General features: G+C 70.1%; 12 protein-coding genes. 9 read left to right on the forward strand and 3 right to left on the reverse strand.

The window, feature by feature from the left end:
- Positions 1-2 precede the first annotated feature (2 nt).
- Positions 3-722: a hypothetical protein gene (locus J2X65_RS07340; RefSeq protein WP_310199807.1), complete on the reverse strand. Its 720-nt coding sequence runs from the start codon at positions 720-722 to the stop codon at positions 3-5.
- A 146-nt stretch (positions 723-868) separates the two neighbouring features.
- Between J2X65_RS07340 and J2X65_RS07345 the strand changes: the two genes are divergently transcribed.
- A complete protein-coding gene (locus J2X65_RS07345; protein ID WP_310199809.1) occupies positions 869-2,008 on the forward strand; it encodes an AraC family transcriptional regulator in 1,140 nt (379 codons plus the stop codon).
- Positions 2,009-2,014: 6 nt separating this feature from the next.
- On the opposite strand, the gene J2X65_RS07350 is transcribed toward J2X65_RS07345, so the two are convergent.
- A complete protein-coding gene (locus J2X65_RS07350) occupies positions 2,015-2,452 on the reverse strand; it encodes an EamA family transporter (RefSeq protein ID WP_310199811.1) in 438 nt (145 codons plus the stop codon).
- A gap of 265 nt (positions 2,453-2,717) precedes the next feature.
- Between J2X65_RS07350 and J2X65_RS07355 the strand changes: the two genes are divergently transcribed.
- Positions 2,718-3,977 (forward strand): aromatic ring-hydroxylating dioxygenase subunit alpha, encoded by a 1,260-nt coding sequence (locus J2X65_RS07355; RefSeq protein ID WP_310199813.1) that lies wholly within the window; start codon positions 2,718-2,720, stop codon positions 3,975-3,977.
- 511 nt (positions 3,978-4,488) lie between these two features.
- Positions 4,489-5,652: a hybrid-cluster NAD(P)-dependent oxidoreductase gene (locus J2X65_RS07360; protein WP_310199815.1), complete on the forward strand. Its 1,164-nt coding sequence runs from the start codon at positions 4,489-4,491 to the stop codon at positions 5,650-5,652.
- A gap of 70 nt (positions 5,653-5,722) precedes the next feature.
- Here J2X65_RS07360 and J2X65_RS07365 read toward each other — a convergent pair whose 3' ends face one another.
- The gene (locus J2X65_RS07365) at positions 5,723-6,361 is read right to left on the reverse strand and encodes a hypothetical protein (RefSeq protein ID WP_310199818.1); all 639 of its coding nucleotides are present in this window, start codon (positions 6,359-6,361) and stop codon (positions 5,723-5,725) included.
- A 160-nt stretch (positions 6,362-6,521) separates the two neighbouring features.
- Here J2X65_RS07365 and J2X65_RS07370 point away from each other — a divergent pair, with 160 nt between their 5' ends.
- The 6 genes from J2X65_RS07370 (at position 6,522) to J2X65_RS07395 (ending at position 14,476) form a co-directional block, all read left to right on the forward strand.
- Positions 6,522-7,520, forward strand: coding sequence for a GlxA family transcriptional regulator (locus J2X65_RS07370; RefSeq protein ID WP_310199820.1), 999 nt, complete (start codon positions 6,522-6,524; stop codon positions 7,518-7,520).
- A 71-nt stretch (positions 7,521-7,591) separates the two neighbouring features.
- Positions 7,592-8,377, forward strand: coding sequence for a YoaK family protein (locus tag J2X65_RS07375; protein ID WP_310199822.1), 786 nt, complete (start codon positions 7,592-7,594; stop codon positions 8,375-8,377).
- A gap of 154 nt (positions 8,378-8,531) precedes the next feature.
- Positions 8,532-10,571: an NADH:flavin oxidoreductase gene (locus J2X65_RS07380; RefSeq protein WP_310199824.1), complete on the forward strand. Its 2,040-nt coding sequence runs from the start codon at positions 8,532-8,534 to the stop codon at positions 10,569-10,571.
- A 40-nt stretch (positions 10,572-10,611) separates the two neighbouring features.
- Positions 10,612-12,519, forward strand: coding sequence for a (Fe-S)-binding protein (locus tag J2X65_RS07385; protein ID WP_310199826.1), 1,908 nt, complete (start codon positions 10,612-10,614; stop codon positions 12,517-12,519).
- Entirely contained in the window at positions 12,516-13,712 is a 1,197-nt protein-coding gene (locus J2X65_RS07390) for an electron transfer flavoprotein subunit alpha/FixB family protein (protein ID WP_310199828.1), read from the forward strand. Before J2X65_RS07385 ends, J2X65_RS07390 begins: the two co-directional genes overlap by 4 nt.
- Positions 13,709-14,476, forward strand: coding sequence for an electron transfer flavoprotein subunit beta (locus J2X65_RS07395; protein ID WP_310199830.1), 768 nt, complete (start codon positions 13,709-13,711; stop codon positions 14,474-14,476). Before J2X65_RS07390 ends, J2X65_RS07395 begins: the two co-directional genes overlap by 4 nt.
- Positions 14,477-14,478 lie beyond the last annotated feature (2 nt).

A 14,478-nucleotide genomic window follows, 5' to 3' on the forward strand; every position in this document is an offset into this window, starting at 1 on the left:
GCTCAGCGCAGCCGCAGCCGCACATAGTCGCCGCTGACCGCGAGCTGCGTCGGCGCCGCCGGGTCGTTCGCCAGCCCGGTGTCGACCAGCGCCGCCTTGGCGTCCACCCGCCAGCCGGCATGGTCCCCGGCGCCGAGTTCCACCGCCGCATCGAGCGAGCCGGCGGAAAAGCGCAGCGCCCGTGGCGCCGGCCACCCCGCCGGCCGGCCGGCGAGGTCGAGCCGCGCCCGCAGCGCCATCCCGCTCAGTTCCGCCGCCTCCACCGTCCCGGTCAGCATCACGTTCCCGGCCCGCGTGCCGAGATCGAGCGCGCCGAAGCGCCCGTCGAGCCGCGCCTCCACCGCGTCGAGGCCGATCCGCACGGCCGTGCCCTCGGGCAGCCGGGCGGTCAGTTCCACCGTGCAGTCGGAGGCCTCGAAGGCCGAGGGCGCCACCACCGTCACATGCAGCACGCGGCCCTCGACCCACATGCGGCTGTCGGTGCGGCAGTCATTGTAGAACCAGCTCGAATACCAGCGGGAGAACCAGCCGGAGCGGCGGGCGGTCAGCCGCGCCTCGGGCGGTCCGTCCGCGGCGGTCAGCGTCACCAGCGCGGCGTCGCCGGCAATATCGATCTCGGTTATCCCGGAGAGGTCGCGCCGCAATTCGCTGGCGGCGGCACCGCCCGGCCGGGCGAGCAGCAGCAGGAAAAACGCGAGGCAGGCGGCGGAGGAGAGGGTCATGGCGGAGCATCCCTGCGGTGTTGCGATGCCGCACCCTCGCTTTCGCCCCTCGCCGCCGCGACCTCGATCACGTTTCAGGTCGACCTCGGACGCGATCCGGGCCACAACCGCGACACCGCGCTCCGCCTGCCTGTGCCACATCTCCGATGATCTTCGTTCCCCTGCCCTTCGTCGTCGCCCTCCTGCTGGTTCTGCTGGCGATGCGCCTAATGCGGCGCGGCGAGGAGGATGGCCGGCATCACCGCCTGTTCCTGGCGCTGATCGGCGCCTATGCGCTGCAATCGGTGCTGATCGGCCTGCGCTGGGGCTATGACATCCGTGCCGTGCTGCCGGTGCAGGTGGTGCTGGCCAGCCTCATCGCCCCGCTGGCCTTCCTCGCCTTCCGCAGCCTCACCACCGACCGGCCGGAGGGCGCGGCGCGGCCTGCCCTGCTGTGGCCGCATCTCCTCGTGCCACCGCTCGCCGTGGCCGGGCTGGTGGTGTTCCTTCCCTCGCCGGTGGGGCCGGTGGTGGTGGCGCTGTTCCTCGCCTATGGCGCCGCGCTGTTCTGGCTCGCCCGGCGCGGGCCGGACGGCCTCGTCTCCTCGCGGCTCGATGGCACGCTGCGCTCCTACCGCGCCCTCGTCTTCACCGCTGCGGCGCTGGTCGGCTCGGCGCTGGCCGACATCGTGATCTCCTTCGACCTCGACTGGAGCGGCGGGCGCAACACGCCGTTAATCATCGGGCTGTTCAACATGGTGACGCTGACGGCCCTCGGCGCCGCCGCGGCAGCCGCCGACGCCGGCGCCACCGCCCCGCCGCCTCCCGGCCAAGAGGAGGCCATCCGCCCCGCCTCGGTTACCCCGGCCTCGGTCACCCCGGCGCCGGTCACCCCGGCACCGCTCGCCGCTCCCCCGCCGCCGGCCATGCCCGACGCCGGCGCCCTGCGCGACGAGGACCTCGCCATTCTCGCCCGCCTCGACGCATTGATGGCCGAGCGCCGGCTCTACACCGATGTCGACCTCGATCTCGGCCGTCTCGCGCGCCGGCTGTCGCTGCCGGCGCGGCGGCTGTCGGAAGCGATCAACCGCATCCATGCGATGAGCGTGTCGCATTATGTGAACGGCCTGCGCGTCGCCGAGGCGCAGCGCCTGCTGCGCGAGACCGAGCTGCCGGTGACCCGGGTGATGCTGGAAGCCGGCTTCCTCACCAAGTCGAACTTCAATCGCGAATTCCGCCGCCTCGCCGGCACGAGCCCGTCGGAATGGCGCGCCGCCCACCGCGCCGGCGCGGCCCAGCCACCATAGGTCCGCTCAGCCCTTATAGGCGACCAGCACCGCCCCGCCGGCGATCAGCGCCACGCCGAGCCAGTTCGGCCCGGAGAGCTTCTCGCCGAGGAAGACCGCCCCGAACACCGCCACCAGCACCACGGAGAGCTTGTCCACCGGCGCCACCCGCGCCGCGTCGCCGATCCTGAGCGCGCGGAAATAGCACACCCAGCTCAGCCCGGTCGCCAGCCCGGACAGCACGAGGAACAGCGCCGAGCGCGGCGAGATCGACGTGATCGCCTGCCAGCCGCCGGAGGCGGTGAGGATCAGGCTGATGGCGGCGAGGATCACCAGCGTGCGGATGAAGGTGGCGAAGTCGGCGCCGACATTCTCCACCCCGATCTTGCCGAAGATGGCGGTGAGCGCGGCAAAACCGGCCGACAGGATGGCCCAGAACAGCCAGGATTCCAGCGGCGCGTTCATGCGGCGGTCTCCCGCGCGGCGCGCCATCCCGCGCCGGCCCGCCCTGTAGCGCTCCCTGCGCCTGCCCAAAACACCGCCTTGCTCATCATCATTCCCGCGAATGTCGCTTCAAGGAAAACAGCCGTCGCAAATGTGAAAGTCGGCGGCCGCACTCCGTCGAACAATTCCAATCCGACGGCAGCCGCCGCGCCAGGCCGCGCGGGCGGTGCCGGCGCCGGCAAACGGGAAGCCAAGCGCGTCCTGCCGAGGACGAGGGAGAGTTGCGATGCTCGATTCCACCGATACGCCGCTGAAAGCCCTGCTGCGCCGGCGCAAGCCCGGCTACAGCCTCGAGGCTCCCTTCTACACCAGCCCGGAGATCTTCAAGGCCGATCTCGATGTGATTTTCGGCCATCACTGGATTTTCGTCGGCGTCGAGCCGGACATTCCCGAGCCCGGCGACGCCATGACCATCGAGATCGGCACCGCCTCGGTGATCATCGCCCGCGACGACGACATGAATGTCTGCGCCTTCCACAATGTCTGCCGCCATCGCGGCGCCCGGCTGGTGCTGGATTACAAGACCACGGTCGGCAATCTCGTCTGCCGCTACCATTCCTGGACTTACGGCCTCGACGGCAAGCTGCTGTTCGCCGAGCATATGGGCGGGGATTTCGATCCCGGCTGCCACGGGCTGAAGCCGGTGCATGTGCGCTCGCTGGAAGGGCTGATCTTCATCTGCCTCTCGGACGACCCGCCGGCGGATTTCGACGTGATGGCGGCCAAGATGGCGCCCTATCTCGCCCCGCACGACCTGAAGAACGCCAAGGTCGCCTTCGAGAAGGACATCATCGAGCCCGGCAACTGGAAGCTCACCATGGAGAACAACCGCGAGTGCTATCACTGCGCGGGCAACCATCCCGAGCTCACCGTGCCCCTGTTCGCCTATGGTTTCGGCTTCGCGCCGGAGGAACTCGACGAGCACGGCCGCAAGGAGGCCGAGGAATACGCCCGGCTCATCACCTCCTCGCATCGCGAATGGGAAAGCTGCGGCTTTCCCTCGACGATGATGGAGCATCTCGACGACATGATCACCGGCTTCCGCACCGAGCGCCTGCCGCTGGCCGGCGACGGCGAGAGCCACACCGGCGACACCAAGGCGGCGTGCAGGAAGCTGCTCGGCCGGATCAACGATCCCAAGCACGGCGCGCTGCATTTCTGGACGCAGCCGAACAGCTGGCACCATTTCATGTCCGACCATGCGGTGGTGTTCTCGGTGCTGCCGCTCGATGCCGAGCGCTCGCTCCTGCGCACCAAATGGCTGGTGCACAAGGACGCGGTGGAAGGCGTCGATTACGACGTCGAGAACCTCGTCGCGGTGTGGGATGCCACCAACGACCAGGACTCCACGCTGGTCGGCTACTGCCAGGAAGGCGCCCGTTCGCCGGCCTACCAGCCCGGCCCCTATTCGCCGCACACCGAGATGCTCGTGGACAAGTTCTGCAACTGGTATATCGGCCGCATGCAGGACCATCTCGGGCGGTGAGGCGATGGAGCCGCTCGACAGCCACTTCTTGCGACGCGGCATGCCGCGCCGGAGCAGAACGCCGTCATCCCCGGGCTCGACCCGGGATCCACGCCTTCGAACCGGTCGTACCGGTAGAAGCGAAGGCATGGATGGCCGGGACAAGCCCGGCCATGACACGGAATGGAGCGAACCTAGCGGCCCAGCCGGCAGCCGCAGGAAAACCGTCATCCCCGAGCTTGGCTCGGGGATCCACGCCTTCGGGCCGGGCGCCCGGCGGGACTGCACGGAGGCGGCCATGACGCGCCTGCCACAGCCCTGTCATCCTGAGGTGCGAGCGCGGCGAGCCTCGAAGGATGCGCCGCCGGGAGCCGCCTCCGCTTCCTTTCCCTCTCCCCGTCGGGGAGAGGTGGCCCGCTAAGCGGGTCGGTGAGGGGGGACGCGACTGGGAACCGTCGAGCCCCCCACCCCAGCCCTCTCCCCCTCGGGGAGAGCGAGCTATTCCCAAAATCCGCCGAGCGAGGACCTTGAGATGAACGCCCCCAACCCGATCCCCTCGCCCGATCCCGCCGCCCTGCGGCTCGCCCCCGCTCTCCCCGAGTGGAACCCGGACGCCGACGACGCCCTCATCGTCCGCGCCATCCGCGACGAAACGCCGGATGTGAAGACCTTCGTGCTCGCCCCGCGCAGCCCCTGCGTCTTCCGCTACGCCCCCGGCCAGTTCCTGACGCTGGAGCTGGAGATCGGCGGCGAGGCCATAAACCGCTGCTACACCATCGCCTCAGCCCCCACCCGGCCGCACACCCTCTCCATCACCGTCAAGCGGGTGCCGGGCGGTCCGGTGTCGAACTTCCTGCATGACCATATCAAGGTCGGCTCGGTGATCCGTGCCGTCGGGCCGATGGGCGATTTCTCCTGCCTGATGCAGGGCACGCCGTCCCCGGCGCCGCACTACCTGTTCCTGTCCGGCGGCTCGGGCATCACCCCGCTGATGTCGATGGCACGGAGCTTCCACGACCTCGCCGAGCCGCGCGACCTCGTCTTCGTGCATGCCGCCCGCTCGCCGGTCGACATCGTCTTCCGTGCCGAGCTGGAGCTGATGGCCCGCAACCAGCCCGGCCATTTCCGCTTCGCCCCCGTTTGCGAGGCCGACAGCCCGTTCGAGCCGTGGCACGGCCTGCGCGGCCGGCTGAATCTCGGCCTGCTGAGCCACATCGCTCCGGATTACAAGCAGCGCGAGATCTTCGTCTGCGGTCCTTCGCCCTTCATGGCGGCGGTGCGGGAGATGCTGAAGGCCGCCGGCTTCGACATGGCCCGCCATCACGAGGAGAGCTTCGATTTCGCCGAACTGGCGAATGCCGAGCCGGAGGTGGCGGCCGAGGTGATCGAGGCGGAGCTCGCCGAGCAGGCGCGGGCGCCCGAGCCGCAGGTCGCGACCTACACCGTCACCTTCGCCAAGCAGAATCGCAGCATCGAGTGCCGCTCCGACATGTTCGTGCTCGATGCCGCCCGGCGCAGCGGGGTGCGCCTGCCCTCCTCCTGCTCGAAAGGGCTGTGCGGCACCTGCAAGTCGAAGCTGGTATCGGGCACGGTCGACATGAAGCATGGCGGCGGCATCCGCCAGCGCGAAATCGATGCCGGCATGGCGCTGCTGTGCTGCTCGAAGCCGACCTCCGATCTGGTGGTGGATCGCTGACCGGCGCGCCGATCGGCCCTGCTGCATGAAAAGGCCGGTCGGACCGCTCACATCGGTCCGATCCTACACCTCACTGCACCGATGCCGAGCCCGGCCGCACCAGGCCGGTGGCGAAATCGGAGGCGCCTTCGACGGCCTTCTTCACGGTGCCCGCCGCCTCGGTGCCAGCCGACACCACCGCCGCCCGCGCCCGGTCGACCATCTCCACGCCATCTTCCCATTTCGGAAGCGAAAACAAGGAGTTGCCCTCCTTGGACGCTGGCGTGTCCACCACTTGGTAGGTCGGCGCCTCAGCAGCGGCCTCGGTGTAGTTGGTGCGCTCGATCAGCGGATCCCGGCTGTCGCACGCCTCGATGCAGCGGTCGAAACGCTCCACGCCCTGCGGCAGGGTCGCGAGCCCCGCTTGCCGCGAATTATCGTCAACCTTATGATTTGATGCTGCTTTCTCAGCCGCTGGCGGCGCATAGACCGCCCCCGATTCGATGGCGCGGACATAGGTCGGCGCCGGATGGCCGCCATGCGCGGCGGGTGCCGGCTCGGCCGGCGGCGGCAGGATGACCCGCGCCATCGGCTGGTCGGCGGGGGTCTCAGCGGTGGAAATCGCCGTCCGCATCAGCACCGTACTGCCGGCCGTCACCGCCAGCGCGAAGCCGAACGGCAGCGCCGCACGACGCATCCAGCTCTTAAAACCGAAGAAAGACAATGACATGGCAAAATCCCACGCGACGATATAACCCCGCCCCTCTATTGATCGCAGGGGTCGAGACTTTTTTGCGGCGGCTTTCTTGCCTCCTCATGTCGAGGAATGGGAATTTTGACAGCAGCCCAACCCAGGGCATCGTTTAGGGGCATCGTTTAGGAGGGGCCGCATGCGCCCGGTCTTCGATCTCGCCAGCATCGCCTCGGTAGGGTTCCTCACCCTGCCGAACCATTCCATGGTGGCGACCGTCAATGCGCTCGAAGCGCTGCGCATGACGAATTATGTATCTGAATCAAATATTTACTCTTGGTCCGTCCTGACGCCCGAGGTCGCGGCAGTGGAGGCCAGCAACGGCCTGACCCTCGCTCCGGCACGCCCGCTGGTGGAAGCGAAGGCGCTCGATCTGCTGCTGGTGTGCGGCGGCATCGACATTCGCCACGCGGCCTCGCCGGCCGTCATCGATGCGCTGCGGCGTCACGCCCGGCGTGGCACCGCGCTCGGCGCCCTGTGTACCGGCAGCTTCGTGCTCGCCGAAGCCGGCCTGCTCGATCATCGGCGCTGCGCCATCCACTGGGAGAACCTCGCGGCAATTCGTGAGGAATTCCAGCATGTTGACTTCATAGAAGCGCCGTTTGCCATTGATGGCGACCGCCTCACCTGCACCGGCGGCGTCGCCCCGATGCGCATGATGCTGGCCCTCATCGCCGCCCGCTGCGGCCGCGATCTTGCCGATCGGGTGGCGGAGCAGTTCATCCTCGAACCCGGCACCCCGGCCCGCCGCCCCTCCGCCCGGCCGCGCCCGGCGCTGCCCGATCCCACCCTCGCCCGCGCCGTGCGGCTGATGCAGGCGACGTTGGAGAACCCTCCGGGCATCGCGGCCATCTCCCGTCGCATCGAAGTCTCTCCGCGCCAGCTGGAGCGCCTGTTCCGCCAGCATCTCGATGTGACGCCCACCGCCTATCATCTCGGCTTGCGCCTTGATCGCGCTCGCGAATTGCTGCGTCTGTCGACGCGGCCGGTCACCGATATCGGCCTTGCCTGCGGCTTTCGCTCGGCGGCGCATTTCTCCACCGCCTATGCGCGGCGCTTCGGCCGGCCGCCGCGCGCGGAGCGCGCCGCCGCCGATCTCGGCGCGCTCCCTATGGTGTGGAGCGGACAAAGGGATTAAGTGCAGATGGGCGGGTTTTCCGCCGGCGTTCCCGTTTTTGATGGACGCGGCCGTCGCCGCGCTGATCGCTGATGACCGCGCCTGATACCTCCACCGGCCAGCCCCGGCTGGCGCGACGCTATTCGCATTTCGCCGTCGGCATGCTGGCCGCCGAGCGCACGCCGCTCGCCGATGCCCGGCTCGGCCTCGCCATGACCTTCGTCGCCGGCGCTACCAATGCCGGCGGCCTGCTGGCGGTCGGGCAATACACCTCGCACATGTCCGGCATCATCTCGGCCATGGCCGACAACGCCGTGATCGGTGCCTCCGGCCTCGTCATCGCCGGCGTCGGCGCGCTGCTGCCCTTCATCCTCGGCGCCGCCACTTCGGCGATCCTGGTGAATTGGGCCCGGCTGCACCATGCCGGGCGCGAATACGCCATCCCCTTGACGCTGGAGGCTTTTCTTCTGCTTGCCTTCGGCCTGCTCGGCAGCGTCGCCCATGTCTCGCCGGTGGCGCTGATCGCGGATGTGGCGGTGCTCTGCTTCATCATGGGCCTGCAGAACGCCACCGTGACCAAGCTGTCGGGCGCCAAGATCCGCACCACCCACATGACCGGTGTCGTCACCGATCTCGGCATCGAGCTCGGCAAGCTCTTCTATATGAACCATCAGCGCCGCCGGCGCGCCGGTGCGCCGCTGATCTACGCCGATCGCGGGAAGCTGAGGCTGCTGGCGATGTTCGTGCTGCTGTTCTTCGCCGGTGGCGTCATCGGGGCGCTGGGCTTCAAATATATCGGCTTTGTCTTCTGCGTGCCGCTGGCGCTGCTGATCCTTGTCCTTGCCGGCCCTTCCGCCTTCCGCCGGCTGATCCGCTGAGACGCGCCGCACAGCCGCGCGGGAGGTATCGAAATGCCGCCGTCGCAATACTTCCGGCGGCATGGCGAAAATCTTCTGTCCGGCATAGGCGGACGCGACCTATCGTGGCACGATCCACGCCGATGGACCGGTGCTGAGGAGCGCGCGCCGTCACATGATCCCCAATGCCGAAGCTCTGCTCAAACCCCTGACCATCAAGGGCCTGACCATCCGCAACCGGGTGATGTCGACCTCGCACGCCCCCGGCTACGGCAAGGACGGCAAGCCGCAGGAGCGCTACCAGCTCTACCATGCCGAGAAGGCCAAGGGCGGCATCGGGCTCACCATGTTCGGCGGCTCCTCCTCGGTGGCGCTCGACAGCCCGGCGACGCCCTGGGCGCAGATCTCGGTCGCCGACGACAGCGTCATCCCCTATTTCCAGCAATTCTCCGAGCGCGTGCATGCCCATGGCGCCAAGCTGATGATCCAGCTCACCCATATGGGCCGGCGCACCAAATGGGACACCGAGCACTGGCTGCCGACCATCTCCGCCTCGGCGCGCCGCGAGCCGGCCTCGCGTACCATTCCCCGCGCCATGGACAGGAACGACATCCGCCGCGTCGTGCGCGCCTTCGCGGAGGCGGCGCGGCGCTGCAAGCAAGGCGGCCTCGACGGCTGCGAGGTCTCCGCCGCCCATGGCCACCTGATCGACCAGTTCTGGTCGCCCTCGGTCAACCAGCGCGACGACGAGTATGGCGGCAGCCTCGAGAACCGCATGCGCTTCGGCCGCGAGGTGCTGGAGGCGATGCGCGAGGCGACCGGCGGCGACTATGTGATCGGCATCCGCATGTCCGGCGACGAGATGCTCGCCGATGGGCTCACCCAGCAGGACTGCCTGGAGATCGCCGCCACCTATGCCAAGGACGGCCTCGTGGACTTCATCAACGTCATCGGCGGCCAGGCGCGCGACGAAATGAGCCATGCCGTCTCGCTGCCCAACATGTCGTTTCCGGTGGCGCCGTTCCTGTTCCTGCCGAGCGCCATCAAGCGCGAGGTGGAGGTGCCGGTGTTCCACGCCCAGCGCGTCACCGACCTCGCCACCGGTGCCCGTGCGGTGGCGGAAGGCCATGTCGACATGGTGGCGATGACCCGCGCCCATATTGCCGACCCGCATCTGGTGCGCAAGCTGATCGAGGGCCGCGACGACGACATCCGCCAATGCGTCGGCGCCGGCTATTGCATCGACCGCATCTATGTCGGCGGCGATGCCCTGTGCATCCAGAACGCGGCGACCGGGCGCGAGGCCACCATGCCGCATGTCATCGCCAAGGCAGACACGGCGCGCAAGGTGGTGGTGGTCGGCGCCGGCCCGGCGGGGCTGGAGGCGGCGCGGGTTTCCGCCGAGCGCGGCCACAAGGTGGTGCTGTTCGAGAAAGCCGACCGGCCGGGCGGGCAGATCAACATCGCCGCCCGCGCCACCTGGCGCGAGGCGCTGTCCGGCATACCGCGTTGGCTCGCCGCGCAGGTCTCGAAGAAGGGCGTCGACATCCGGCTCGGCACCGAGGCCACCGAGGCGCTGGTGCAGGCCGAGCAGCCCGATGTGGTGATCCTCGCCACCGGAGGCCTCGCCCATACCGGCTTCGCCAAGGGCGCCGAGCGGGCGATCACCACCTGGGACGTCCTCACGGGGCGCGTCGAGCCATCCGGCAGCGTGCTGCTGTTCGACGAGATCGGCGGCCACAACGCCTCCTCGACCGCCGAGGTGCTGGCCCGTAAGGGCTGCCTTGTCGAGATGGCGACGCATGATTTGCAGATCGCTCAGGAGGTCGGCACCACCAACAAGCCGATCCATCTGCGCGAGCTCTACAAAGCGGGGGTGATCCTGACGCCGAACATGGAGCTCATCGAGATCTATCCCGAGGGCAACCGCCTCGTCGCCGCGCTGCGCAACACCATGACCGAAGCCGAGGAGGAGCGGGTAGTCGATCACGTCGTGGTCGACTACGGCACGCTGCCGGTGGAAGGGCTGTTCCAATCCCTGCGGGCGGGCTCGCTGAACGATGGCGAGACCGATCTCGACGCGCTGGTCGCCGGGCGGCCGCAACGCTGGGCCGGCGGGGATGGCTACGCGCTCTACCGCATCGGCGACGCCTGGACCGGCCGTAACATCCATGCGGCGATCTATGACGCGCTGCGCCTGTGCAAGGATATCTGACGCCGCCGCGGGCGTGCTCCGCGGCATGTGACGGACGCCAATGAACGCCGCCTCCGCCTTGAGCCTCGTCATCCTCGCGCTCGCCGCCACCGTGGCGGTGGAGGCCATGCGGGCGGCGCGGCGCTGGCGCATCGGCCGCCCGGCGGAGGTGGACTGGGCGGCGGGCCTCGCCGCCGTGCCGAAGCGCTATCTGGTCGACGTCCACCATGTGGTAGCGCGCGATCCCTATGCGGCGCGCATGCACGCGCTGGCGGCCGGCGGCCTGATCGCCGGCTCGGGGCTGGCGGTGATCGGCCTCATTCCGCCGCTCGGTGCGTCGCGACTGTTCTGGGGCGTGGTGGCGCTCGCCTTCCTCGTTGCGCTCGTGGGCGGTGCGATGGTCGGCCGGCGACGCTATCCTGACAAACCGGCGCGGCTCTCGGGCGGCGCCTTCCAGCGCCTGCCGCTGCTGCTCGTCGCCTATGTCGGCGGCGGAGTGCTGGTGGCGCTCGACGCCGTGCTGGGCTGGAGGGGTCCGCTCGGCTGGCTCGGGCTGGCGATGGCGGCGAGTGGCGGCTTCGGCCTGGTTCGCATGCTGGCGGACGGGCCGATGCGCCACGCCTTTGCCGGCGCACTGCATCTCGCCGCCCATCCGCGTCCCGGCCGCTTCGAGGGTGAGCGGGCGACGGCGCTGATCCCCGCCGATCTCGACGCCCCCCGCCTCGGCGTGGCGGTGCCGGCCGATTTCGCCTGGAACCGCCTGCTCGGCTTCGACGCCTGCATCCAGTGCGGGCGCTGCGAGGTCGCCTGCCCGGCCTTCGCCGCCGGCCAGCCGCTCAACCCGAAGAAGCTGATCCAGGACCTCGCCGGCAGCTTCAAGGATTCCCCGCCCGCCTATCAGGGCAGTCCTTATCCGCAGGCCCGGCCGGTGGCAGGCCGTGGCGGGCCGGAGCGGCCGATTGTCGGCACCGGCGCGGTGATCCATCCGGATACGCTGTGGTCCTGCACCACGTGCCGCGCCTGCGTCGAGGAATGCCCGATGATGATCGAGCATGTCGACGCCATCGTCGACCTCCGGCGTTTCCAGACCATGGAGCTCGCCGCCGTGCCGGCCGGCGCGATCCCGGTGCTCTCCGAATCCCGCTATGCCGAGGAGCCGGGCGGGCGGGCGCTCGCCGCGCGCACCGATTTCGCCGCCGGCCTGCCGCTGCCGCTGATCGCCGACAAGGGCGAGTGCGACGTGCTGCTCTGGCTCGGCTCGGGTGCCTATGAGCTGCGCCACGGCCGCACCCTGCGGGCGCTGGTGGAGCTCATGCGCCGCGCCGGCCTCGACTATGCCGTGCTGGGAGCGGAGGAGCGCGATTGCGGCGACCTCGCCCGCCGGCTCGGCGACGAGGCGACCTTCGCCGACCTCGCCCGCGCCAACATCGCGACGCTGGGGCGCTACCGTTTCAACCGCATCGTCACCGCCGACCCGCATGCGCTGCATGTGCTGCGCAACGAATATCCGGCCCTTGGCGGGCGCTATCAGGTGGTCCATCACAGCGCCTTCCTGGACGAGCTCGCCGCCGGCGGGCGGCTGACGCTCGCCGCTGCGCCGGCTGGCCGGCTGACCTATCACGACCCCTGCTATCTCGGCCGCTACAATGGCGAGACCGACGCACCGCGCCGGCTGCTCGACCGGCTGGGGCTGGAGCGCGTCGAGATGGAGCGGCACGGCAAGCGCTCCATGTGCTGCGGCGGCGGCGGCGGCGCGCCGGCGAGCGACATTGTCGGCGAGCGGCGCATCCCGGACATCCGCATGGCGCACGCGCGGGCAGTCGGAGCGACAACCGTAGCGGTCGCCTGCCCCCAATGCGCGGCGATGCTGGAAGGCGTCACCGGCGACGTCGCCGAGGTGCGCGACCTCGCCGAATTGGTGCTCGCCGCCGTGGAGGCGGCGCCGACCGCGCAGGGAGCGCCGCGGTGAGCCGCCCGCGCCGCGACCCGCGCGAGGCGCGCGAGATGCGCTGCATCGCCGGCGGGCAACGTCCGCGCTGGGGTCTTGAGGCGCGACCGGCCTCGGGACGTCTCCGCCGCGACCCGCGCCGGGAGATCGAGGCCGCCCGTGTAGAGGGGCTGCGGCGCCCGCGCCTCGACCGCACCAGCCGATCCGTCGTGCCCATCATGCCCGCGCCCGTGGAATCGCTGCCCGCGGCGACTCCGGCGATCCGCCTTGTCGAGAATCCGGCCTTCCTGGTCGCCGCAATACCCGATGCACCGGGCGGCCGGCTCACGCCGCTCGATCGCCAGCTTCTCGGCGCCGCTCGCGATCTGGCCGATAGGGCCGGTGGCGCCACGCTAGTGCTGGCTTTCGGCAGCGTGGACGGGCTCGGCCCCGCCGGTGCCGATCGGGTCATCACGATGACCGGGGACAGGAGCGAGGATCCCTCGGCTCGCGCCATCGCCCTCGCCACCGCGCTCTCATCGCTCCGCCCCCGCCACGTGCTGTTTCCCGAAAGCGCGAGGGGGGGTGATCTCGCGCGCCGCGTGGTGGCAAGGACCGGCGAAGAACTGTTCACCGGCGTCGAGAACCTCACCGGCAAACTCGTCACCCGCGCGGCCGCCAATCGCCGGATCGAGCAGCGAATGGCACCGCCGGGTTTGATGACGCTCGCGGCGGACGCGCATTCGCCTCATGCCGGTCCGGTCCACGAAGCACGTGAAATGCCGGCACCGGACGTTTTCCCGGCCGGCGGCCATGGTGCCATTCTCTCCGTCGAAGACCTGCCGGTCGCCGCCGACGCCCTGTCCCTGGCGGAAGCGGACTTCGTGATCTCCGCCGGCAGCGGCGTCGTCGATTTCGATCTGTTCCGCGCGCTCGCCCGCGCGCTTGGCGCCACGCCGGGCGCCAGCCGCATGGTCTGCGATGCCGGGCTGATGCCCCGCGCCGCACAGGTCGGGGCATCGGGCACGGTGCTGGAGGCGGCCTGCTATCTCGCCCTCGGAATATCCGGAGCGCCGCAACATCTGCAGGGCGTCGCCCGTTGCGAACATGTGGTGGCGGTGAACACCGACCTTCACGCCGCCATGGTCGAGCGCGCCGGCCTTGCCATCATCGCCGACGCCCAGCCGGTGATGTCGGCGCTGCTCGCGGTCCTGCAGGCGGAGACACAGGAATGAAGGCGCTGGTGCTGCTCTCCGATGCCCGCCATCCGGTCTCCGGTCGCCCGGCGCCGGCCGCGGCCGAGCTTCAGGCGGTGGCGCTCGCACGCACCCTCGCCGATGAGGTCAGCGGGCTGCATGCCGGCCCGGATGCGGAGGCCGCGCGCGGGGCAATCGGCCACGGCCTCACGCGGCTGGAGCATCGACAGCTCACCGCCGGGGACGACCCGCTGCCCAGCCTCGTCGCCGCCATCGGCTCCACCGCTCCCGACCTTGTTCTCGCCGGCCCGCGGGCCGGTGCGGGCGCGCAGACGGGCCTGTTGCCCTACCGCCTCGCCGAGGCGCTCGGCTGGCCCATCGTCGCCGACGCCGTGGCTCTCAGCGTAACCGATGGCGTGCTGGAGGTGATCCAGGCCCTGCCCAAGGGCGCCCGCCGCCGCTGGCGGGTCCGGTTGCCGGCGGTGATCACCGTGCACCCGGCCGCACCGGCAGCGGCGAGCTTCGCCCTTGGCGCCGCGCGGAAAGGCCAGCTGATCGAGACACCCGGCCTCCCGGCCCGGAGCGACGGTCCGCCCGCCGAGGAGCGCCCGTACCGCCCTCGCCCCCGCCTCATCACCTCCGCTGCCGCGGGAGCCGGTGCGTCCGAACGGCTGAAGGCGGCGACCCAGGCCGCCGGGCCCGGCGGGCAGGTGATGATCGACCCCACCCCCGAGGCCGCCGCCCGCGCGATCCTCGATCATCTGCGAGCCATCGGAGTGCTCAAGCCGGCAAAGGGCGGCTGAGG

The organism is Ancylobacter sp. 3268, assembly GCF_031456575.1.
Classification (GTDB): Bacteria; Pseudomonadota; Alphaproteobacteria; order Rhizobiales; family Xanthobacteraceae; genus Ancylobacter.